Raw genomic sequence first — 21,167 nt, 5'->3', positions numbered from 1 at the left:
CAATATTATCTCCTCCCATATTTTCGAAAGATATAATACAATCCACCGAGTACTCCAAGTATAATCAGGATTGCAACTGCACCCCATAAGGTAGATGTTTCAACGGATACACGGAAAGTTGCATCAGAGGATGCTTCTGCTGCTGATGCGCTAAATGTTGTGACATAATCCCCTGCAATTGCTTCATCAGGTGCAGTAATGGTAGCTTTTACGGTTTTTGATTCACCAGGCTTTAGTTCAGATATTGAACTAGTATCAAATTCGGTTTCCCATTTTGGAGGCGTGTTGGATGTAATATTTACATCAAGTAATGGAGCTGTACCCGTATTTTTTATGACAAGATCAACAACTCGATTATCTCCTGCGGTTATATCCGTACTTAAATTTCCTGTTGGAGTACTGATTTCAATTCCATACGAACCAGTTATAACAGCGTCTAAAGTTATTTCTGCTGATGTGCTACCTGTTGATGCACTTATTGGAATTTTAAATGATCCTGCTTCAACTTTTTCAGGGGGTGTAACTTCAACTGTTATATCTTTTGATTCATTTGGTTCAATGGTAATGGAAGAAATGGAATCAGAACCTGATTTGAAACGAACTCCCCAGCCTTTATCGGCCGCCGAACTTAGTGCATAATTTTGTTGTTCGGCTGTCCGATTTCGTAGTTTTACAGTATAAGTGAAATTGGAATCAGCATGCCCTTGTAAATTTTTTTGGTCAGAAGTTAGCTCGGATTCAAAGGAGCCTTGCTCGGACAGAGTAATAAGCAATGGGAGCTTACTGTTACTACCGTTATCTGAAGCCACGAGGTTGAAGCGATAATCGGCTTTTTTAGCATTTAAGGGGATACTAATATCAACATTTAGTGTCTCCTCACTATTTCCTTTAACAGAAAGTTCACGTATATCCCTTCCACCAGATGTGATTGAATAATCCCAATCCTTTGGAATGTTTTCGAAATCAAAAGACATGTTTTGAATGCTTGATCCAGTATTTGTTACATTTACTGAGTAAGTAATCGTTTCCCCCGGAGTTGCAGATAGCCCGGTATAGGGCGTGAATAATGTAACATTTTCAACAGCGTGAACTTTTCCTACATTCATAAGTGCCATAAAAAGTACAATAAAGGAAAAAATAAAAATCATTTTTTTGTTCATCTTATGAACCTCCTAAATTTTTTTCGTACTTGATACGAGAAAAATAGTCAAATGGATTTATATTTTCGAAAAAAATTTGTAAAATTTAATTAAAAGATTAAATCTGAGGCGATTACTATGGACCAAAATCAGGAAAGTATTCAATTATTGAAAAGAGTTCAAAATGGTTCTCGAATAGCTTTCGACCTTTTTTATGAAAAGCATTATTCATTTGTATTAAACATTGCATTACACATTATCGGGGACCATAGCGAAGCAGAGGATGTAAGTCATGATGTTTTCCTAGAGGTATTTCAAAAGCCAAAACAATATAACCCTTCAAAAGGGAGTGTAAAAGCATGGCTTGCGGTAAAAACCAAAAGTCGTTCATTGGATCGATTGCGTAAAAAAAGACCTGTTCTAATGAACCGACTAGAAAGCATTCTAACTAAGAATGAAAAGGGAGCGGATCTTCATTTTCTATTAGAATTACAGAATAATATTATTATAGATGCTCTAGATCATCTGCCAAATGAACAGCGAGAAGCACTTATCCGTTCTTATTTTCAGGGAGAAACACATAAAGAGATTGCAAACTCGATGGAAAAACCATTAGGATCAGTTAAATCTTTAATCCGTTATGGGATTCAAAATCTTCGAAAGCAAAAACTCTTACTACATTGGATGGAATCTAGTGGTGGTGATAAACATAATGGATAAACATGTACCAGAACAAAAATTAATTGATTTTACTTTAGGTCATTTAAATGAAGTTGAACATAACTGGATTAAAACACATGTTGATAAATGTACTCTTTGTTATGAAAAAATGAATAATTGGGAAGTTATTTTAAATAAAGATTCGATACACGTTAAATCTAGTTTAGATAACAAGGAAGAGCTCTGGAATAAGATTCGTAAAAATAATAAAGCGCAGAAAATACCACCACAACTCTTGCTTAAACTTGGTAGTGTAGCAGTAATTGTATCATTGGTAATAGTTACGACAAATTTATATATTAGTCAAAATAACAAGGTTTCAATGGTGGATTATCAAGAGCGCGAGGTGAAAAGACTTATAAGTAAGCCGGATACGAAACAGTTGAATATTGTACCTCTCACCCATAGTGGAAACATAAATGGGGATATATGGATAAATAGCTTAACAAAAGAAATGCTCATTGAAATAAACGGTCTTGCAAATCTGGATAATCATGATTATCAGTTATGGATTATTTATGAAAATGATGATATGCAGGGAGCAATAATTCCAAATGAAAATGGTTCATCGAAAGTATACTTACGTGGAATGGATATCCACAAATTTAAAATGATAAAAGCTAGTGTTGAGCCCAAGGGAGGAAGTTTATATCCGACAGGACCAGAAACATTCTTTGTAGAATTAAAGGACTAAATATAAAAATAGATGGGTGAGATGAGTTAAAATGGGATCCTTGTGGACAGGTGGAAGAATATACACCATGGAACATGAAAAAGATGTGGTTGAGGCAGTTTTCGTAGAAGGCGGTATGATTGTTGCTGCTGGATCAAAAATAGATTTGGAAAAACGATATAAAGAAAGAATTTCGAAGCTAATAGATTTAAAAGGACATACCATGTTTCCAGGATTTGTTGATAGTCATATGCATCTCGTTGGCCATGGGGAAAAATTAATGAAACTGGATTTTTCGGAGATGACATCCTCCCAAGAAATTTCGACCTCCATACAAGAATATGTAAAAGATATACCTAAAGGCGAATGGATTATTGGAGAAGGATGGAACGAAAATCAGCTTCCTGACCGAAAAATTTTTCATCGAATTGAGTTGGATGAACTCTCACCTCATAATCCACTAATGTTAAAAAGAATTTGCCGACATGCAGTTGTCGTGAATACTAAGGCACTCGAATTGGCTGGTATAACAGATAATACCCCGAACCCTGAGGGTGGCATTATTGTTAGAGACGCAAATGGACATGCTACTGGGTATTTATTAGATCAAGCTCAGGAGCTTGTAAAAACTGTGATTCCGAAGGTGACTGAAGACTACATTCAAAATGCGCTTCGTCTATCCATCGGGGATTGTCTGAGTAAAGGTCTTGTTGGTGGACATACAGAGGATTTGAATTATTACGGGGGATTTGAGCGAACATATAGAGGGTTTCAAAAGGTAATCAAAAAAGATGGGATCAAATTTAGAACAAATCTTTTAGTTCATCATGAAGCTGTTGATGACATGCACCGTTTAGGATATTCATTTGGTGATGGGGACAATCTCGTTGAGCTTGGCGCGATGAAAATTTTTGCAGATGGCTCACTTGGTGGTAGAACGGCATTGTTAAGTCAGCCTTATAATGATTCTCCAGACACTTCAGGTGTGGCGATTCACACGGTAAATGAGTTGAAAATGCTGGTCAAAAAAGCGAGAAATTATAAAATGCCGATTGCTGTTCATGCAATTGGAGACCTTGCTTTTGAATATGTATTGGATGCAATTGAAGAATATCCGCCATTACCTAAACAACGCGACCGTATCATCCATGCGCAAATTCTACGAAAAGAATTAGTAGACCGAGCAAAACAGTTACCAATTATCCTTGATATTCAGCCAAGGTTTGTTGTATCAGATTTTCCGTGGGTGATCGAAAGAATTGGTGAAAGCAATATGGAATATTGTTATGCATGGAAGACATTATTACAAGAAGGGTTTCATTGTGCAGGTGGATCGGATGCCCCGATTGAACCGGTTGAACCACTATTGGGAATTCATGCAGCGGTTACTAGGAAAAAGCCCGGTGAAGAGGATATTTACATGCCAGAACAAAGAATTTCTGTTTATGAAGCAGTTCAGTTATATACTACGGGCAGTGCATATACAATCGGGAAAGAAGATTGTATGGGCAAAATTGCTCCTGGATATAAAGCTGATTTTACAGTCCTTAATCAAGACTTATTCCATATTGACGACGATGAGATTCTCAGTACCAATGTGATGATGACTGTTGTTGATGATACCATTATGTATAGTAATCAAAAAGAAGACCAAACTTGAGCTTGGTCTTCTTTTGCATTCAATCAATGAGCCTTTATAAAAAAGTGCGCTGCACCTTTTCCCAGAATGAGTTATCCTTTAATTTTACTGTTTTAATTCTTTTTTCACTTAACAGGATGTCGACTTGCTTTATATTTCGGATGCTTAGTGCTTCATTATCCATTCCGATAGTCGGAAAATCGTTCCCGTCTTCAAGGTCTATTAGTGTTAATTTCCGTGTACCACTTAAGATAAATGGTGAACCTAATGTACGGTATTGATTATTATTCAAGGATGCTAACTCAGTGATTTGCATACAAGGAAGCAATGGGTCTACTACAGCACCGCCAACTGATTTATTATAGGCAGTACTTCCAGTAGGAGTTGAAATAATCATTCCGTCACCGCGGAATGTTTCAAAATGCAAATCATCAATATAGACCTCCAATACAAAGGTTTTGATGATTGCGGAACGAATTGAACACTCATTTAAACAATAAAATGATGGATTATCATCCACTTTTACTTCAAGAAGGGGATATCGGCGAACTTCAATATTTTTAGTTAACATTGCTTCAACCATTTTGTCTATTTCATCTGCATGGAAATCACAGTAAAGGTTTAAAGCCCCCGTTGTTGATATACCAACATAAAGGCAATCCTGGCGGAAATTTGTTTTACGGACTGCCTGAAGGAAAGTCCCGTCTCCACCAATACTTACTATGACATTCGCTTTTGTGGCATCTTCTACAATTGTAAATTGATGCTCTTTTGCAATTTGATTCAGTTTTTCAACATACTTAATTGTTTTATCTTCTTTTCGATAAAAGAAAAAAATATTACGACGATCCATTCTAATAACCTCCTGTTGATGTACAATGCATATTACTTGGTAAAACAATAAAAGCTAGCAGTATCTAATAGTAGTTTACCAATAAAATGAAACTATTTTCGATTTGATTCGTATTTATTTTTGAACAATTCTTGAATAGTATCCATAGTTTATAGGAGGAAATGAAATGAATGGGAAACGTTGGGCAGCATTGGGTATTGCTGCGGTTATATTTTTATTTTCAATCTTTTTTAACTTTGCAACAAACTTAGCCTCTAGCAATTTCAGTAATTTATCTGATGAATTATTAGGAGCTTCAAATCAAGATTTCCTAGAAAATGTAGTAATTGAAGGAAAGGGAACAGATAAGATACTGGTTTTAACTGTGAATGGAACCATCCAAGACACAGGAGATGTGACCTCATTCTTCCAAACTGCAGGCTATCAACATCAGTCATTCTTAAAAATGATTGAACACGCAGAAAAGGACAAAGCAGTGAAGGGAATCATTCTTAAGGTGAATTCTCCAGGTGGTGGCGTTGTTGAAAGTGCGGAAATACATAAAAAATTAACTGATTTTAAGGAAGTAACAGATAAACCAATTTATGTATCAATGGGGGCTATGGCCGCTTCTGGTGGTTACTACATTTCTGCACCAGCAGATAAAATATTCGCTACACCTGATACTATGACTGGTTCATTAGGTGTTATTATGCAAGGAGTTAATTTTGGTGAACTCGCTGAAAGATACGGAATAAAATTTGAAACAATAAAAAGTGGGCCATATAAGGACATTATGTCTTCAAACCGGGAAATGACGGATGAAGAAAGACAAATTATGCAGACAATGGTCGATAATGCGTATCAAGGATTTGTAGATGTTATCGCGGAAGGGCGTAACATGTCAGAAGCTGAAGTTCGAAAAATTGCAGACGGACGTATCTATGATGGTAGACAAGCAAAAGAAAACCATTTAATCGATGAATTAGGATACTTTGAGGATGCAGTTGAAGCAATGAAGAAGGATTATAAGTTAGAAAACAGTAGAGTTGTCGAGTACACAGCTAATTATGGGTTCGGATCCCTATTTTCAATGAGTGCAAAGCAAATCTTTAGTGATGACATTGAAATGGCGACATTAGTCCATTTATTATCACAGCCAAATTCGCCAAGAATGATGTATTTGTACGCAGAATAGGGGGGATTAACTTGAATATGGAGTTTACACATGAAGGAATAAAAGAAACTAATGAGGATTATACAGCATATCAGTATGTAAATGTCCCACCAAACTATGCAGGCTTTTGGATGCGCTTGTGGGCATACTTATTAGATATTGTTGTAATAGGAAGTTTAAACCGTATCCTTATTAATCCAAGCTTTAGAGCTTTAGATATTTCTTTATCCGAAAGTAGTATCTTTAGTGCAGCATCAATTGCAACTGCTATCGTGTTTTATTTGTATTTTGTATTAATGACTAAGTTTTTTGGTCAGACACTTGGAAAAATGGTGTTTGGGATTAAGGTTGTATCACTTGGAGAACGCCCTCTAACTTGGACGACTGTATTAATCAGAGAGTTTATTGGTCGATATATATCTAAGTTATTATATATAGGTTACATTATTGTAGCGTTTCTTCCTAAAAAACAAGGAATTCATGATTTATTTTCAGACACCGCTGTTGTCCATGTACAAAAATAGAAGTGCCCAAAGGGGCGCTTCTTTTTTTTGTAGTGTTTTACCAAAGTGTTCCTGATTGTGTATTATTTACAATCCGATAGGTGATAATGAAACATGGAAAGGGTGTGAGTGTCATGAAGTGGCTCTTTTTTATACTATTATTTCTAGTCCTCTTTTTCCTTCTAATTATGATAACAAAGCTGACTATATTGATTGAAGCAAATCACTCACAGGACGATGACCGTATAAAAGTGAGGTTCAGTATTTGGTTCGGACTCATTAGGTATACAATTAAAATCCCAATGGTTGCTGTTGACAAAGAAACACCAAGCATTGTCTATAATAAGGAACAACCCGATCTGCCGAAAAATGAAAAGAAGAAAAAAAAGAAATTCTCAATAAAGAATGTCGTGGCTAATATTCAAGATACAAACGAAATCCTCCATAGGGTTGTAGATATGATTCCAATTCTGAAAAGCTTTCTAAAGAAAATTTCGATCTCAAAATTTGAATGGCACTCTCATATTGGCGTTGGAGATGCTGCCCAAACCGGTATAATAACTGGCCTTGGTTGGTCCATTAAGGGTGTGATTACCGGTATGATGAGCAATTATTTAACACTTAAAACTCATCCAGACTATTCGATAACACCCTCATTCCAGGTTCCTATTTCCGAAACAAGGCTTAAATGCATGATTCATTTTCGTATCGGGCATGCTATGATGGCAGGAATCAAGGCGATAAGAAGGTGGCGAGGGGGCATGCCAAAATTTAAATCACCAACTCTCTCAAAGCTGGATAAAGCCGATTCGGATAGAAAATCAATATAGAAAGACGGGAGGAATTTAGTTATGTCTGATCATCCAATACAGGGTTTAATGAAAACTGCAATGGAAAATTTAAAACAAATGATAGATGTAAATACTATTATTGGGGACCCTGTTGAGACACCTGATGGGAGCGTTATTTTAACAGTCTCTAAAGTAGGCTTTGGATTTGCTGCAGGTGGAAGTGAGTTTAAAGGACAAGGTGAGGGTGGAAAAGATAGTGGTGGAGGCGGAGACCAGCAGCAACAGCAGGGATCCAAGTTGCCATTCGGTGGAGGTAGCGGTGGTGGGGTTTCAATTACACCAATCGCATTTTTAATCGTTAGTTCTAGCGGTGTAAAAATGCTTCATCTCGATGAAAGCACACATTTATTTGAAAAACTTCTGGAGTTAGCACCACAGGCTGTCGATAAAGTTCAACAAATGTTAAAAAAGAATAATCAAGATAACCAAAATCAAGATAATAAACCTGATTTTGATATATAAGAACCGTCAGAGTTAACTGTATTGCAGTTGACTCTTTTTCTTTGGAAAATGGATGTAAATAATTGCAAACATGAGAAATTAAAGATATCATTTACACTGTACATATTATTAATTATTTTAAGGAGGATTTTGGAAAAATGGCAAATATCACATTTAAAAACAATCCAGTAACTTTATTAGGTAATGAAGTAAAGGTTGGAGACAAAGCTCCTGACTTTACTGTTTTAGCCAATGATTTATCGCAAGTCTCACTTGCAGACTCAAAGGGATCTGTACGTTTAATCAGTGTTGTACCATCTCTTGATACAGGTGTTTGTGATGCGCAAACTCGTCGTTTTAACGAAGAAGCAGCTGGTTTAGGAAATGTATCTATTTTAACAGTAAGTGTTGATTTGCCATTTGCACAAAAGCGTTGGTGTGGTGCAAACGGGATTGAAAATGTACAAACGCTTTCCGACCACCGTGATCTTTCTTTTGGAGAAGCTTATGGTGTAGCCATTAAAGAACTGCGCCTATTAGCTCGTGCTGTATTTGTTGTAGACAGCAATGATACTGTAACTTACGTTGAATATGTAAGTGAAGCAACAGACCATCCGAATTATGAAGCAGCTATAGAGGCAGTAAAGGCAGCTAACTAATACAGTAAAAAGCATCGCCTCTCTAGTATAGACATTAACAATAAGAATCCCGACTTGATTGGGGTTCTTTTTTACATTGTTGAATAACAGTGTGTTTTCTTTTAAAATTAAGGGATATGAGTTAAAAAAGGAGTTTTAACATGGCACAAATATCTGCAGTAGAAACACTATTTACCGTTTTAGATAATACAGCAATGGTCCTAAAAGAAGAATTATCATGTACATATTTGGAGGCTGTTGCAGAAACAGGAGAGAATCTTTTCCATAATTCCATCCTTCAAGAAGAAATTAGTGAGCTTTCTAAGAAACGCATAGAAAAAGAATATAGTCAGTTGAACTTAAATCAATATTCTGTGGAAGAAATACGAAAGGCCTATCAACTTGCTGCGTTAAAAGGAATGAAAGAAGCAACTCAGCCTAACCATGAAATGACGCCTGATGCAGTTTCAATCTTTATGGGATACCTTGTATCAAAATTCACTGAAGGCTGGGAGAACTTTAGTATCTTTGATCCAGCAGTCGGAACGGGAAATTTACTTACAACCGTGATTAATCAAAATCAGTCAAAAGAAGTAAGTGCATTCGGAATAGATGTGGATGATCTTTTAATAAAAGTGGCCTATGTTAGTGCAAACCTACAACAGCACACGGTTCAATTTTATAATCAAGATAGCTTACAGCCATTATATATTGACCCGATGGATCTTGTTGTATGTGATCTACCTGTGGGCTATTATCCGAATGATATTGGTGCAGCAAACTTTGAACTACGTGCTCAAAAAGGTCACTCCTATGCGCATCATCTCTTTATTGAACAGAGCCTTACCTATACAAAAGAAGGTGGGTATTTATTCTTCCTAGTCCCTAACCATTTATTTACAAGTGATCAAGCGAAAGAATTAAATGAATTCCTAAAAGAACATGCTGTTATCCAAGGCATGATTCAACTTCCGTTGTCCTTGTTTAAAAATGAAAAAGCAGCAAAAAGCATTTTTATCATTCAAAAAAAGGGGCCGGAAGTGAAAGCTCCAAAACAAGCACTTCTTGCAAACTTGCCAAAGTTTTCGAATCAAACAGCAATGGCAGGAATTGTCCAGCAAATTGATAACTGGTTCAAAACGGAGAAAAACGGTAATAACAATTAAGGTAAGAGACCCCACATAGGGGCTCTTTTCTATTTAAGAGCGCTTTCTGTTATCTGAATATAAGAACTTTATGGCGAAAACGGTACCAATTCTGCTTACTCCTTGAAATGTTTAAATGCCAGTGTTTAAATGTAAATGGCATCAATGAAACTGTGTTGTTTTGCACAGAATAATAAAGAACGGAAATTTACATATAACCCGGACATATACAAAGGAGCGGACGAAATGTCAAAAATCATTGCCATTAATGCAGGAAGTTCCTCACTAAAGTTTCAACTTTTTGAAATGCCAAGTGAGGAAGTTGTTACAAAAGGTATCTTTGAACGGATTGGCCTTGATAAAGGAATATTCACAATCTCAGTAAACGATGAAAAACAAACAATTGAAACTGAATTACCCGACCATGCAGTTGCAGTCAAAATACTACTTGAAAAGCTTACAGAATACGGAATTATTAAATCTCTAGATGAGATTGAAGGAATTGGACACAGGATTGTACACGGTGGAGAAGCATTTCCAGATTCAGCTGTTATCACAGAAGACGTAATTGATGAAATAGACAAACTATCTGAGTTAGCTCCATTACACAACCCAGCGAATTTAACTGGTATTAAAGCGTTTCGAGAGGTTTTACCTAACGTGCCAGCAGTCGCGGTATTTGACACAGCATTCCATCAAACAATGCCTGAGAAGTCGTTCTTATATAGTCTTCCATATGAATACTATGAAAAATATGGGATTAGAAAGTATGGTTTCCATGGAACATCCCATAAATATGTTTCGCAACGTGCTGCAGAACTTTTAGGAAGACCTTTAGATCAACTTCGTATACTCTCTTGTCACCTAGGAAATGGAGCAAGTATTGCTGCAATTGAAGGCGGAAAGTCAATTGATACATCTATGGGCTTTACACCTCTTGCTGGTGTTACAATGGGTACACGATCAGGGAACATCGACCCTGCTTTGATTCCATTCATTATGGAGAAAACAGGTAAAACAGCTGACGAAGTATTAAATGTGCTAAACAAAGAAAGCGGAATGCTAGGTGTATCGGGATTCTCAAGTGATTTACGAGACATTCAACAAGAAGCGGAAGCAGGAAACAGCCGTGCTGAATTAGCGCTTGAAGTATTTGCTAGCAGAATTCATAAATACATCGGTTCATATGCAGCTAGGATGCATGGTGTTGATGCTATTGTCTTTACAGCTGGAATTGGTGAAAATAGTGACACTATTCGCGCAAGAGTATTAACTGGCTTAGAATTCATGGGTGTATACTGGGATCCAGTTTTAAATCAAGTAAGAGGTAAGGAAGCATTTATAAGCTATCCACACTCACCAGTAAAAGTTCTTATTATACCTACCGATGAAGAGGTAATGATTGCACGTGATGTTATGCGATTAACAAAATAAATAATATTGAGAAGGACAATTCCGTTAATGGGGTTGTCCTTTTAAAGTTAGAAGGATATGTTTGTATCATGTTTTCTTAGTGAACGAGGCAATTCCGGCAACCGATTGCAGGGGCAGTTTATGGTATACTATAAATAGTGAATTCTGGAAATGGAGGATGGATATGGGCCTTTCTGAACGTGAATTAAAGATCCTAACTGAAATTGATAACTGGGCAGAACAAATGCAATATGAGCAAACGGATTTTGAAATGACATATGATAAATGGCTTGAGAATTCGTTAGGTCTTATACCAGAAGATATTCGTACCGAATTTTTTTCAAAGTTAGACAACTGGTTGTTTCATTTACATGCAATACTTCAAAGTTCACAATTTCAAGTGGATGCAAGAGAACGCCTCATTCGTTCGGCACGCATTTTTAACCAAGAAATTGATGATATTCCTGATTTGAAAGAGCTAACAATAGACCAACTTACATATCTAACTGAGAATCAGATTGCCAAGCATCGTCTCTATTCTTTTGCACATGGAGGCTTATCTGGAACAGGTGGATTTCTTTTACTTGGAACGGATATACCTGCAATTACAGTACTTAATCTCCGTATTGTTCAGTTAATCGCGATGACATATGGTTACGAAGTCAATACACCATATGAAATGATGACATCATTAAAGGTATTCCATGCAGCTACATTACCAAAACGTATGCGTTATCAAGGTTGGGAATCACTCTTACATGAAACAGATAGCGCTGATCAAAACCAATATTTTTATCAAGGGTCTGATGATTTGACTGACGAAACATGGCTGGAACTGCCATTAAAACACATTGTTAAAGCGATTACCATTTCAGTTCTTCGAAAACGTATGATTCAAGGGATACCTCTAATAAGCATGGCTATTGGGGCAGGTATGAATTATCAACTAACAAGGCAGGTTAGTGATTTTGCGCATAATTATTATCGTCTGCGTTTTTTGAAGGAAAAGGAGTTTTAAGGGATGAGTGTACATGAGCATAAAAGAGCTACTCCAGTTTCAGTCGCTTGTAAAGTCATTACAATAAGCGATACGAGAACAAAGGAAACAGACAAAAGCGGCCATTTAATGATTTCTTTACTTGAAGAACATGGCTATAGAGTCTTAGAATATGAAATCGTCAAAGACGAAGAACCATATATTGAAAAAGCGGTAAGACTAGGCTATATGAATAAAGAAATCGATGCTATTTTAACAAATGGCGGCACTGGTATCGCTAAACGAGATGTTACAATTGAAACAATTTCAAAATTAATAGATAAAGAAATAGTCGGTTTTGGTGAATTATTTCGAATGCTTAGCTATACAGAAGATATAGGATCGGCATCCATTCTCTCCAGAGCAATTGCGGGTGTAAGCAACGATACGGCCATTTTTTCAACACCTGGTTCTTCTGGGGCTGTGAAACTTGCGATGAATAAATTAATACTTCCTGAACTTGCTCATGTTGTCAGCGAAATAAAAAAAGACATCAAAAAGGTCTAATCATCTCGAGATTAGACCTTTTTTATTGATGCATTTTCTTAGATATTCCTTGATTCGTTCTGTACCAAATCCAAAGGTCATTAATGACCGAAGCACATTCTGAGATTTCGTTGTTCAGTTCACATGAACGGATAAAATTAAGTTCATTACCAAGCTGTTCTTGTTTTTCGTTAATAATTGTCTCAATTTCTGCAATCCGATCAGGGATATGTCCTCTAAATTGTTCCCATTGGTACAGAATGTGGTTCTGTGTCTCCTCCGTATACTCATCCCACTCTTTTTCCAAGCTGGGTAGAAAGATACCAAGTCGCTCATCGAAATGAAAAAAATCCCCCATTCAAACACTCCTAATTGGTCTTTTCCTTATTCTATAACACTCGTAAGCTATTATCTATGAAAAAAAGATTTTATTTTTTCTTCACTTTACTATTGAAAAAAGTAGAAAGAGTTGCTAAAGTAATACATTATAAATGTATAAATATAAAAAATGATGAATTATTATTCGAAAGGGAGATACCTCATGAGCAAAAAGAAAGTGGTTTTAGCATATTCAGGTGGCCTTGATACAAGTGTTGCCGTTAAATGGTTACAGGAGCAAGGCTATGAAGTCGTTGCTTGTTGTTTAGATGTTGGTGAAGGAAAAGACCTTGGATTTATTAAAGAAAAAGCAATAACAGTGGGTGCTGTTTCTTCATATGTAATTGATGCAAAGGAAGAGTTTGCAAATGAATTTGCACTTGCAGCATTACAAGCACATACTCTTTATGAAGGAAAATATCCATTAGTATCAGCACTATCTCGCCCGTTAATCGCAAAGAAGTTAGTGGAAGTTGCTGAGCAGGAGAATGCGGTAGCAGTTGCACACGGATGTACCGGTAAAGGAAATGACCAGGTTCGATTTGAAGTTTCAATTAAAGCGTTAAATCCTGACCTTGAAGTTCTAGCACCTGTTCGTGAGTGGAAATGGTCTCGTGAAGAGGAAATCGAATACGCGAAGAAGAATAATATTCCAATTCCAATCAATTTAGACAGCCCATTCTCAATTGACCAAAATCTTTGGGGACGCAGTAACGAATGCGGAATTTTAGAAGATCCTTGGGCAGCGCCACCAGCAGAAGCCTATGAATTGACTACTGCACTTGAAGATACACCAAATACTCCAGATATTATTGAGATAGAGTTTCAGCAAGGTGTACCTAAATCAATTAATGGTCAGCAATATACGTTATCTGAGTTAATTCTAGAATTAAACCAAATCGCAGGAAAACACGGTGTGGGGCGTATTGACCATGTTGAAAATCGCCTTGTTGGTATTAAATCCCGTGAGGTATATGAGTGCCCAGGAGCAATGACTTTAATAACAGCACATAAAGAGCTTGAAGACCTTACGCTTGTTAAGGAAGTGGCACATTTTAAACCAGTGATTGAGCAAAAACTTACAGAATTGATATACAACGGTCTATGGTTCTCGCCGTTAAAAGACGCTCTACTTGGCTTCCTAAAAGAAACACAAAAAAATGTAAATGGTACGGTTCGTGTAAAACTATTCAAAGGTCATGCGATTGTTGAAGGACGTAAATCAGCAAATTCATTGTACGATGAAAAGTTAGCAACATATACATCTGATGATGAATTCGATCATAATGCAGCTGTTGGTTTCATTTCACTATGGGGCTTACCAACAAAGGTAAATAGTATCGTAAACAGTACTAAGAAGGTAGAAGTATGAAAAAGCTTTGGGGCGGAAGATTCACCAAAAGTGCTGAGGAGTGGGTGGATGAATTCGGTGCATCCATCTCCTTTGACCAAGAATTGGTGAAGGAAGATATCGAAGGAAGCATAGCCCATGTAACGATGCTTGGTAAGTGTGGAATCATATCAAAGGAAGAAGTTGCAACGATAAAGGATGGATTACTTACACTTCTAGAAAAAGCAAAGAATGATGAGCTCGAATACTCTGTTGCAAATGAAGATATTCATTTAAATATCGAAAAGCTACTGATTGACGAGATTGGTCAAGTCGGTGGCAAACTTCATACGGGAAGAAGTAGAAATGATCAGGTTGCTACAGACATGCATTTATATTTACGACAGCAGGTTGATGAAATCATTAACTTAGTTGAGGAGCTTCAAGACTCAATTGTAGAACAAGCAGAGCAGCATGTTGAAACAGTTGCACCTGGATATACACATCTACAAAGAGCGCAGCCTATTTCTTTTGCTCATCATTTATTAGCATACTACTGGATGCTTGAACGTGATAAAGAGCGTTTATCTGACTCGTTAAAGAGAATCAATATGTCGCCATTAGGAGCTGGTGCCTTAGCAGGTACTACTTTTCCAATTGACCGTTACTACAGTGCAGAATTGTTAGGATTCGAAAAAATCTATCAAAATAGTATAGATGCTGTAAGTGACCGTGATTTTATCGTGGAATTTTTAAGTAATAGTTCCATGATCATGATGCATCTTTCACGCTTTTGTGAAGAGCTAATCCTATGGTCCTCTCAAGAATTTAGTTTTATTGAGATGGACGATGCCTTTGCAACGGGAAGTAGTATTATGCCTCAGAAGAAAAACCCTGATATGGCTGAATTAATCCGTGGTAAAACAGGAAGAGTTTATGGGAATCTATTTGGATTATTAACTGTGCTAAAAGGAACTCCACTTGCATATAACAAGGATATGCAAGAAGATAAAGAAGGTATGTTTGACACAGTTAAAACAGTAAAGGGCTCTTTGAAGATCTTTGCTGGTATGGTCTCTACGATGAAAGTGAAAACAGAAGTTATGGCAACAGCTGTTAAAAAGGATTTTTCAAATGCAACAGAGCTAGCAGACTACTTAGCTTCAAAAGGACTTCCATTTAGGGAAGCTCATGAGGTGGTTGGAAAGCTTGTGTTAACTTGTATAGAGCGTGGTGCCTTTTTAGGTGAATTACCACTCGATATCTTTAAAGAGGCGTCTCCATTATTTGAAGAAGATATCTATGAAGTATTATTGCCTGAAACGGCAGTAGCTCGCCGTAATAGTGCCGGTGGAACCGGGTTTGATGAGGTACGTAAGGTATTAAAGAAAATAAAAGAAACAAAAAAATCGTGAGTGATCACGATTTTTTTGTTTTAGTATGTTAAAGTTCCTTTTCTGTTCGTACAACCATGACATCACATTTAGAATAACGCGTGATGCTTTCAGAAACACTGCCTATTAAGAAACGTTCGACTGCGCTTAATCCGGTTGCACCACAGATGATTAAATCCACATTATGCTTTGGTGCAACATCCTTAGAGATTTTTATTTTAGGTGAACCGAATTCTAACACTGTTTTCACATTTTCAATTCCTGAATCTTTAGCTACAGCTTCATAGCTACTAAGTATCTCTTTTCCATATTCTTCGGCCTGTGCAGCTACGTTAATATTATATGCTCTAATATCTGTAAATTGTTTTAAATCAATAATATGAGTAATGATTAGCTCTGCTTTGTAGCGCTTGCATACATCTATCGCTTTTTTTAAAGCCCATTCGGCTTCTTTTGAACCATCTACAGCTACAAGAACTTTTTTATAGGTAACTAGCATATTAACAGCCTCCTAAAATATAGAAAATTCTCTTTACGCTTATAATATATCACTTTAATAACACTTATATCGGAGTCATAAATGTAGAAATTATGAATTTTTGCTTGATTATTGGATGGAAAAATACTATTATGTAAGTGCTTTCAATAAAAGGGTTTAAAGGGATAACTTTTTAAAAAAAGTCTGTTTTCGCAAACTTTGCTGTTTATTATATACCATTGATTTACGCTGCAGGCGGATGCTTTCCGCGGGCGTGGCTTGAGCCTCCTCGTCGCTGCGCTCCTGTGGGGTCTCAAGTCTCACGCTTTTCCCGCAGGAGTCACCGCCTTCCGCTTCAATCAACTAGAGTTGCATTTTAATATCTAAAACAACAATCTTTTAGAAAACAGCCTTGAACAAGAGATTTTTTACAATGAACAGAGGAGTGTTTTTCATGCGAATTGGTGTACCCCGGGAGATAAAAAATAATGAAAACCGTGTTGCAATGACACCTGCTGGTGTTGTGCATCTTACCCGTTTCGGACATGAAGTATTTATCGAAACAAATGCAGGTAGCGGGTCTGGCTTTACGGATGAACAATATGCAGATGCTGGAGCAACGATAGTAAATACTGCAAGTGAAGCATGGTCAATGGACATGGTAATGAAAGTAAAAGAGCCACTTCCAGAGGAATATCAATATTTCCGTGAAGGCTTACTCTTATTTACATATCTACATTTAGCAGCTGAGCCTCAATTGACTAGAGCGTTAGTTGAGAAGAAAGTAATCGGGCTCGCATATGAGACGGTTCAGCTTCCAAACCGTTCTCTTCCTTTGTTAACACCGATGAGTGAAGTTGCCGGAAGAATGGCAACTCAAATCGGTGCCCAATTTTTAGAAAAGACACATGGTGGTAAAGGAATATTACTTGCAGGTGTTCCAGGTGTTCACCGTGGTAAAGTCACCATCATCGGTGGGGGTGTTGCAGGTACAAATGCTGCTAAAATGGCAATTGGTCTCGGAGCTCAAGTTACAATTATTGATTTAAGTCCAGAGCGTCTTCGACAACTAGATGATATTTTTGGTGCGGATGTTTCAACACTTATGTCAAACCCACTCAATATAGCTGATGCTGTGAAAGAATCGGATCTTGTAATTGGAGCAGTTCTTATTCCAGGGGCAAGGGCGCCAAAACTTGTAACGGAAGAAATGATTAAAACAATGGCACCAGGTTCTGTAGTGGTAGATATAGCGATTGACCAAGGCGGAATCTTTGAAACAACAGACCGTATTACAACTCACGATAATCCAACATATACAAAGCATGATGTTGTGCATTATGCAGTTGCGAACATGCCTGGGGCTGTACCGCGGACGTCAACCTTTGCACTGACAAATGTTACAGTACCATATGCCCTAATGATAGCGAATAAAGGGTTCAAGCAAGCCAGCCTTGAAAACGATGCGCTCTTCAAGGGAATAAATACTCTAGATGGGTATGTTACTTATAAGGCGGTTGCAGAGGCCCATGAAATTTCCTATTCAGATGCTAAAACACTCTTAGAAAATAGATAAAATTAAAGGGATACCTCTATTGATTAGGTATCCCTTTATCATTGTCACCATTTTTCACGCATAAAAATAAGATAAAGAAGGGCTGAATGAGACAATCGTCTAATTAAATTGTAAAGGAGTGCGGATTATGGGTTCATCAGTTTTCTTTAATGAATCATTAACCAGACTTGTTCATCGACCATCAACTACTACTCCAAATAATTCAAATCAATCAACCTATTATTCGAATTATATAACTGAACATATTAAATTACAGGAAAAATATAATGAAGCTGTTAAGGAATATATGAAAAGTAATGAACGATTAATAAAAAAAGTTGCTGAGGAACAGAAGGGGCTACAGAGCCAATTCTTCAAACATGAGCAAAATCAAATTGATAAGGAAGATAAGTTCTCCAAAAAAATGAAAGAACAGAAAAACGTATTGGAGGTTTTTGTTGGCTTTATGAAGAGACAAGAAAAGTTCAATGAGACATCAGCTAATCAGCAAGTAGAACATAGGGAACAGCTAGAAGTGTTGGAGCGCATAGTCCAAAATCAGGAGCTATTCAACCATAAGATTACTGAAAATATCAATCTTGTGAAAGAACAATTTGACGAGATCATTACTTCTCTTAAAAAGCATGAAATGAATAGTGAGACCATATCTAGACGTTTTGAACAAGACGATGAAAAAAATCAGGAAGTTGTGACTTCCATTATAGAACAAAGAGAATTGTTTCTTAAGGTATTAAACGGATTACAAGACAATAAAGAACAATATGATATTTTATTTGATTATGTTCGTAATCAAGATAACTTTAATCATAAGCTGTTCGAATATCTTTGTTCTAAATTTGAAGAAGAAGAAAATGCGGTAAATTAATAAGGACCCACAAGGGGTCCTTATTGTATGGTCAAATTGTGTTATTGGACCTGATATTATTTTATAATAAGTTCTTTAGGGAACTTCGTAAGTGTTACTGCACCATCACTAGTGACAAGCATATCATCTTCAATCCGAACACCGCCAATTTCAGGGGCATAAATACCTGGCTCAATCGTAAAAGCCATTCCTTGTTGTAGTTGCATATCATTTGTTTCGTTCATTGAAGGAAACTCATGAACATCAATACCGAGACCGTGACCAATACGGTGGGTAAAATAGTCTCCATAACCAGCATCTGAAATGATGGATCGTGCAGTTCGGTCAATATCGCCAACTCTTGTGCCTGGCTTACATACATTTACGGCTGCTACCTGTGCTTTTAGGACGGTATCATAAACCTCACGTTGTTTTTCTGTAATATCACCAAATGCAACAGTTCTGGTTATATCGGAGCAATAACCATCTAACACTACTCCTAGATCAAAAAGAACAAAATCTCCCTTTGTTATTGTCTCAAGACCTGGTTTGCCATGGGGTGCTGCTGTTTTTAAACCTGTTAATACCATGGTATCAAAAGACATTTGGCGGATCCCTTTTTTCTTTAATTCAAATTCGATTGTTGCGAGTATATCTAATTCCGATTTTCCTTCAGCGATGGCCTGAACGCCTACTTCAACTCCGTAATCAGCAAGTGCTGCCGCGTCCTGTAAAATAGAGACCTCTTTTTCATCCTTGATCATACGTAATGTATGTAATTTTTCTTCAGCAGATACAAAAGAGGTGGAAGGGAATAATCGTTGAATCTGCTCAAATCTATCAAGAGTAAGATGCTCTTTTTCAAGTGCCATTCTTGTTACTGTAACATTACGTTTTAAAAGGGACTTTTGAATGAGTTCCCAGGGGTTATCAGTATCGCTATACCCAATGATTTCATATTGCCAGCCTGCATGACGAGCTTGGGCAACCTCCATATTGGGACAAATTAAAATAGGCTCTTCATTTTGGAAGACAAACAAGCCTAGAAGTCTCTCATGTGGATCTGTATAAAAATCCGTTAAATAAAATACGTTTGGTGTTGATGTAATAAAGCTACAAGTTATATCTTTTTCCGTTAACCAGCTTGAAAGCTTTTGTATTCGTTGATTCATATCTGACACTTCCTTTGTAATATTATTTTAAGAGTAGCAATTTCGAAGGGAAAAGTAAACTTTTGTGATAATCGCTTTACATGGATAGGTGGGTTTGGTTTTCGGTGGAAAGGGGTATAAAAAAGAAGGAATGTACGTAATGAAAAAGAAGTAATACTATGTTGGTTTATCTATTTCTTTTAGGAAGGGGAATTCATAATGAAAGTATCCTATCATGGACATTCAGTAGTGAAAATTGAAACAGGTGGTAAAACGATAATTATCGACCCATTTATAACTGGTAATCCGAAAACAGACTTGCATGCTTCTGATGTAAAGGTAGATGTCATTTTACTTACACATGGGCATGGGGACCATGTTGGCGACACAGTTGAGCTTGCAAAGCGTAACTCTAGCCTGGTGGTAGCACCAAATGAACTTGCTGTATATTTAGGGTGGCAAGGACTTAACGTACATCCAATGCATATTGGTGGTGCTCACCAATTTGATTTTGGTAAAGTCAAGTATACACTTGCATTTCATGGGTCTAGCGTGGAAATTCCAGAGAAGCAAGAGCTGGTATACACAGGTATGCCGGGTGGTATCTTATTTTCTGCAGAAGGAAAGACCATTTATCATGCAGGAGACACAGCCTTATTTTATGATATGAAATTGATAGGTGAACTTAATACTATTGATGTTGCTTTCCTGCCAATTGGAGATAATTTCACAATGGGACCAGATGATGCATTAATAGCTGCTGAGTGGCTAAAAGCAAAGACAATCGTACCGATCCATTACAATACGTTCCCAGTCATTGAACAGGATGCAGACGAGTTTGTTTCAAGGCTTACCTCGACTGAGGGTAAAGTATTAGCAGCTGGAGATTCAATCGATTTATAAGTTGAACATCCTTAATAAAAAGGCGTGAATGAATCACGTCTTTTTTTATAGATTTCTTCATAGAATGATACAAGCATATGTAAAGGAGGAAATGGGATGCATAATAGATTGTTACTGTGTTTATTACTCTGTGGTGTATTGCTATATTATGGGGTACCACGACTTAACATAGGAGCCCAGGGTCTGGAAGGGATCTTTGCAATTTCTTGGCTGGTTTTTGCATTAGTCGTAGTTAGTGGAAATCTAATTGGTCTCTTGTATAACCCGAAATCAACGCAAAAAGTAACGAGTCCACAAACAGCATCTGCGAAACGTCGTCAAAGAGTACGAAATTATTAACATATTAATAAAATTGAATAAAGTGTACTTCACCCTTATAATAAAGATAAGAAAATACGGAAATAGACAAACAATGATTAT

Annotated in this window: 23 protein-coding genes; 18 read left to right on the top strand and 5 right to left on the bottom strand. The window is 36.9% G+C overall.

The window, feature by feature from the left end; genetic code table 11:
* Positions 1 to 5 precede the first annotated feature (5 nt).
* Positions 6 to 1,160, bottom strand: coding sequence for a COG1470 family protein (locus CZ490_RS11790; RefSeq protein WP_077619085.1), 1,155 nt, complete (start codon positions 1,158 to 1,160; stop codon positions 6 to 8).
* A 117-nt stretch (positions 1,161 to 1,277) separates the two neighbouring features.
* Between CZ490_RS11790 and CZ490_RS11785 the strand changes: the two genes are divergently transcribed.
* Genes CZ490_RS11785 through CZ490_RS11775 form a run of 3 tightly spaced genes read left to right on the top strand, consistent with a single transcriptional unit; the run spans position 1,278 to position 4,192 of the window.
* A complete protein-coding gene (locus CZ490_RS11785) occupies positions 1,278 to 1,859 on the top strand; it encodes an RNA polymerase sigma factor (protein WP_077619084.1) in 582 nt (193 codons plus the stop codon).
* Positions 1,852 to 2,553 (top strand): anti-sigma factor, encoded by a 702-nt coding sequence (locus CZ490_RS11780; RefSeq protein WP_077619083.1) that lies wholly within the window; start codon positions 1,852 to 1,854, stop codon positions 2,551 to 2,553. Before CZ490_RS11785 ends, CZ490_RS11780 begins: the two co-directional genes overlap by 8 nt.
* 31 nt (positions 2,554 to 2,584) lie before the next feature.
* Positions 2,585 to 4,192, top strand: a complete 1,608-nt coding sequence (locus CZ490_RS11775; RefSeq protein WP_077619082.1) for an amidohydrolase — start codon at positions 2,585 to 2,587, stop codon at positions 4,190 to 4,192.
* A 34-nt stretch (positions 4,193 to 4,226) separates the two neighbouring features.
* Here the strand turns inward: CZ490_RS11775 and CZ490_RS11770 are convergent, their stop codons facing one another.
* Positions 4,227 to 5,030, bottom strand: coding sequence for an NAD kinase (locus CZ490_RS11770; protein WP_234987305.1), 804 nt, complete (start codon positions 5,028 to 5,030; stop codon positions 4,227 to 4,229).
* 160 nt (positions 5,031 to 5,190) lie between these two features.
* On the opposite strand from CZ490_RS11770, the gene sppA reads away from it, so the two are divergent.
* The 9 genes from sppA to CZ490_RS11725 all read left to right on the top strand — a co-directional run bounded on the left by sppA (position 5,191) and on the right by CZ490_RS11725 (position 12,714).
* Positions 5,191 to 6,201, top strand: a complete 1,011-nt coding sequence (gene sppA, locus CZ490_RS11765) for a signal peptide peptidase SppA (RefSeq protein ID WP_077619080.1) — start codon at positions 5,191 to 5,193, stop codon at positions 6,199 to 6,201.
* Between the two features lie 17 nt (positions 6,202 to 6,218).
* On the top strand, positions 6,219 to 6,704 hold the full coding sequence (locus tag CZ490_RS11760; RefSeq protein ID WP_077621042.1) for an RDD family protein: 486 nt from the start codon (positions 6,219 to 6,221) through the stop codon (positions 6,702 to 6,704).
* Between the two features lie 86 nt (positions 6,705 to 6,790).
* Positions 6,791 to 7,513 carry a DUF2953 domain-containing protein gene (locus CZ490_RS22670; RefSeq protein ID WP_234987224.1) on the top strand — a complete coding sequence of 241 codons (723 nt, stop codon included), beginning with the start codon at positions 6,791 to 6,793 and terminating at the stop codon, positions 7,511 to 7,513.
* A gap of 21 nt (positions 7,514 to 7,534) precedes the next feature.
* Positions 7,535 to 7,996 carry a GerW family sporulation protein gene (ytfJ, locus tag CZ490_RS11750; RefSeq protein ID WP_077619079.1) on the top strand — a complete coding sequence of 154 codons (462 nt, stop codon included), beginning with the start codon at positions 7,535 to 7,537 and terminating at the stop codon, positions 7,994 to 7,996.
* Positions 7,997 to 8,133: 137 nt separating this feature from the next.
* Entirely contained in the window at positions 8,134 to 8,634 is a 501-nt protein-coding gene (tpx, locus tag CZ490_RS11745; RefSeq protein WP_077619078.1) for a thiol peroxidase, read from the top strand.
* A 140-nt stretch (positions 8,635 to 8,774) separates the two neighbouring features.
* The gene (locus tag CZ490_RS11740; RefSeq protein WP_077619077.1) at positions 8,775 to 9,779 is read left to right on the top strand and encodes a class I SAM-dependent methyltransferase; all 1,005 of its coding nucleotides are present in this window, start codon (positions 8,775 to 8,777) and stop codon (positions 9,777 to 9,779) included.
* A 225-nt stretch (positions 9,780 to 10,004) separates the two neighbouring features.
* The gene (locus CZ490_RS11735) at positions 10,005 to 11,192 is read left to right on the top strand and encodes an acetate kinase (protein WP_077619076.1); all 1,188 of its coding nucleotides are present in this window, start codon (positions 10,005 to 10,007) and stop codon (positions 11,190 to 11,192) included.
* Between the two features lie 163 nt (positions 11,193 to 11,355).
* Positions 11,356 to 12,189 (top strand): EcsC family protein, encoded by an 834-nt coding sequence (locus tag CZ490_RS11730; RefSeq protein ID WP_077619075.1) that lies wholly within the window; start codon positions 11,356 to 11,358, stop codon positions 12,187 to 12,189.
* Between the two features lie 3 nt (positions 12,190 to 12,192).
* Positions 12,193 to 12,714 (top strand): MogA/MoaB family molybdenum cofactor biosynthesis protein, encoded by a 522-nt coding sequence (locus CZ490_RS11725; protein WP_077619074.1) that lies wholly within the window; start codon positions 12,193 to 12,195, stop codon positions 12,712 to 12,714.
* Between the two features lie 22 nt (positions 12,715 to 12,736).
* Here CZ490_RS11725 and CZ490_RS11720 read toward each other — a convergent pair whose 3' ends face one another.
* Positions 12,737 to 13,051 carry a hypothetical protein gene (locus CZ490_RS11720; RefSeq protein WP_077619073.1) on the bottom strand — a complete coding sequence of 105 codons (315 nt, stop codon included), beginning with the start codon at positions 13,049 to 13,051 and terminating at the stop codon, positions 12,737 to 12,739.
* Positions 13,052 to 13,234: 183 nt separating this feature from the next.
* Here CZ490_RS11720 and CZ490_RS11715 point away from each other — a divergent pair, with 183 nt between their 5' ends.
* Both CZ490_RS11715 and argH read left to right on the top strand, forming a co-directional pair.
* Positions 13,235 to 14,443, top strand: coding sequence for an argininosuccinate synthase (locus CZ490_RS11715; protein ID WP_077619072.1), 1,209 nt, complete (start codon positions 13,235 to 13,237; stop codon positions 14,441 to 14,443).
* Positions 14,440 to 15,816 carry an argininosuccinate lyase gene (gene argH / locus CZ490_RS11710; protein WP_077619071.1) on the top strand — a complete coding sequence of 459 codons (1,377 nt, stop codon included), beginning with the start codon at positions 14,440 to 14,442 and terminating at the stop codon, positions 15,814 to 15,816. The genes CZ490_RS11715 and argH overlap by 4 nt, the downstream gene beginning before the upstream one ends.
* 28 nt (positions 15,817 to 15,844) lie before the next feature.
* On the opposite strand, the gene CZ490_RS11705 is transcribed toward argH, so the two are convergent.
* Positions 15,845 to 16,294, bottom strand: coding sequence for a universal stress protein (locus CZ490_RS11705; RefSeq protein WP_077619070.1), 450 nt, complete (start codon positions 16,292 to 16,294; stop codon positions 15,845 to 15,847).
* A gap of 433 nt (positions 16,295 to 16,727) precedes the next feature.
* Here CZ490_RS11705 and ald point away from each other — a divergent pair, with 433 nt between their 5' ends.
* Positions 16,728 to 17,849, top strand: a complete 1,122-nt coding sequence (gene ald, locus CZ490_RS11700) for an alanine dehydrogenase (RefSeq protein WP_077619069.1) — start codon at positions 16,728 to 16,730, stop codon at positions 17,847 to 17,849.
* 127 nt (positions 17,850 to 17,976) lie between these two features.
* Positions 17,977 to 18,714, top strand: coding sequence for a hypothetical protein (locus tag CZ490_RS11695; protein ID WP_077619068.1), 738 nt, complete (start codon positions 17,977 to 17,979; stop codon positions 18,712 to 18,714).
* Positions 18,715 to 18,770: 56 nt separating this feature from the next.
* On the opposite strand, the gene CZ490_RS11690 is transcribed toward CZ490_RS11695, so the two are convergent.
* A complete protein-coding gene (locus CZ490_RS11690; RefSeq protein ID WP_077619067.1) occupies positions 18,771 to 19,865 on the bottom strand; it encodes a M24 family metallopeptidase in 1,095 nt (364 codons plus the stop codon).
* 198 nt (positions 19,866 to 20,063) lie between these two features.
* Between CZ490_RS11690 and CZ490_RS11685 the strand changes: the two genes are divergently transcribed.
* On the top strand, positions 20,064 to 20,747 hold the full coding sequence (locus tag CZ490_RS11685; RefSeq protein ID WP_077619066.1) for a metal-dependent hydrolase: 684 nt from the start codon (positions 20,064 to 20,066) through the stop codon (positions 20,745 to 20,747).
* A 96-nt stretch (positions 20,748 to 20,843) separates the two neighbouring features.
* Entirely contained in the window at positions 20,844 to 21,086 is a 243-nt protein-coding gene (locus tag CZ490_RS11680) for a hypothetical protein (protein ID WP_077619065.1), read from the top strand.
* Positions 21,087 to 21,167: the final 81 nt, after the last annotated feature.

This window comes from Litchfieldia sinesaloumensis (assembly GCF_900156865.1).
Classification (GTDB): domain Bacteria; phylum Bacillota; class Bacilli; order Bacillales; family Bacillaceae_L; genus Ferdinandcohnia; species Ferdinandcohnia sinesaloumensis.
This window is presented reverse-complemented; position numbering and strand designations above follow the sequence as displayed.

Excerpts from the sequence above, each read along its gene's own strand:
- CZ490_RS11790 (WP_077619085.1), bottom strand. The coding sequence starts at position 1,160 with ATGAACAAAAAAATGATTTTTATTTTTTCCTTTATTGTACTTTTTATG.
- CZ490_RS11785 (WP_077619084.1), top strand. The coding sequence starts at position 1,278 with ATGGACCAAAATCAGGAAAGTATTCAATTATTGAAAAGAGTTCAAAAT.
- CZ490_RS11780 (WP_077619083.1), top strand. The coding sequence starts at position 1,852 with ATGGATAAACATGTACCAGAACAAAAATTAATTGATTTTACTTTAGGT.
- CZ490_RS11775 (WP_077619082.1), top strand. The coding sequence starts at position 2,585 with ATGGGATCCTTGTGGACAGGTGGAAGAATATACACCATGGAACATGAA.
- sppA (WP_077619080.1), top strand. The coding sequence starts at position 5,191 with ATGAATGGGAAACGTTGGGCAGCATTGGGTATTGCTGCGGTTATATTT.
- CZ490_RS11760 (WP_077621042.1), top strand. The coding sequence starts at position 6,219 with ATGGAGTTTACACATGAAGGAATAAAAGAAACTAATGAGGATTATACA.
- CZ490_RS22670 (WP_234987224.1), top strand. The coding sequence starts at position 6,791 with ATGAAACATGGAAAGGGTGTGAGTGTCATGAAGTGGCTCTTTTTTATA.
- ytfJ (WP_077619079.1), top strand. The coding sequence starts at position 7,535 with ATGTCTGATCATCCAATACAGGGTTTAATGAAAACTGCAATGGAAAAT.
- tpx (WP_077619078.1), top strand. The coding sequence starts at position 8,134 with ATGGCAAATATCACATTTAAAAACAATCCAGTAACTTTATTAGGTAAT.
- CZ490_RS11740 (WP_077619077.1), top strand. The coding sequence starts at position 8,775 with ATGGCACAAATATCTGCAGTAGAAACACTATTTACCGTTTTAGATAAT.
- CZ490_RS11735 (WP_077619076.1), top strand. The coding sequence starts at position 10,005 with ATGTCAAAAATCATTGCCATTAATGCAGGAAGTTCCTCACTAAAGTTT.
- CZ490_RS11730 (WP_077619075.1), top strand. The coding sequence starts at position 11,356 with ATGGGCCTTTCTGAACGTGAATTAAAGATCCTAACTGAAATTGATAAC.
- CZ490_RS11725 (WP_077619074.1), top strand. The coding sequence starts at position 12,193 with ATGAGTGTACATGAGCATAAAAGAGCTACTCCAGTTTCAGTCGCTTGT.
- CZ490_RS11720 (WP_077619073.1), bottom strand. The coding sequence starts at position 13,051 with ATGGGGGATTTTTTTCATTTCGATGAGCGACTTGGTATCTTTCTACCC.
- CZ490_RS11715 (WP_077619072.1), top strand. The coding sequence starts at position 13,235 with ATGAGCAAAAAGAAAGTGGTTTTAGCATATTCAGGTGGCCTTGATACA.
- argH (WP_077619071.1), top strand. The coding sequence starts at position 14,440 with ATGAAAAAGCTTTGGGGCGGAAGATTCACCAAAAGTGCTGAGGAGTGG.
- CZ490_RS11705 (WP_077619070.1), bottom strand. The coding sequence starts at position 16,294 with ATGCTAGTTACCTATAAAAAAGTTCTTGTAGCTGTAGATGGTTCAAAA.
- ald (WP_077619069.1), top strand. The coding sequence starts at position 16,728 with ATGCGAATTGGTGTACCCCGGGAGATAAAAAATAATGAAAACCGTGTT.
- CZ490_RS11695 (WP_077619068.1), top strand. The coding sequence starts at position 17,977 with ATGGGTTCATCAGTTTTCTTTAATGAATCATTAACCAGACTTGTTCAT.
- CZ490_RS11690 (WP_077619067.1), bottom strand. The coding sequence starts at position 19,865 with ATGAATCAACGAATACAAAAGCTTTCAAGCTGGTTAACGGAAAAAGAT.
- CZ490_RS11685 (WP_077619066.1), top strand. The coding sequence starts at position 20,064 with ATGAAAGTATCCTATCATGGACATTCAGTAGTGAAAATTGAAACAGGT.
- CZ490_RS11680 (WP_077619065.1), top strand. The coding sequence starts at position 20,844 with ATGCATAATAGATTGTTACTGTGTTTATTACTCTGTGGTGTATTGCTA.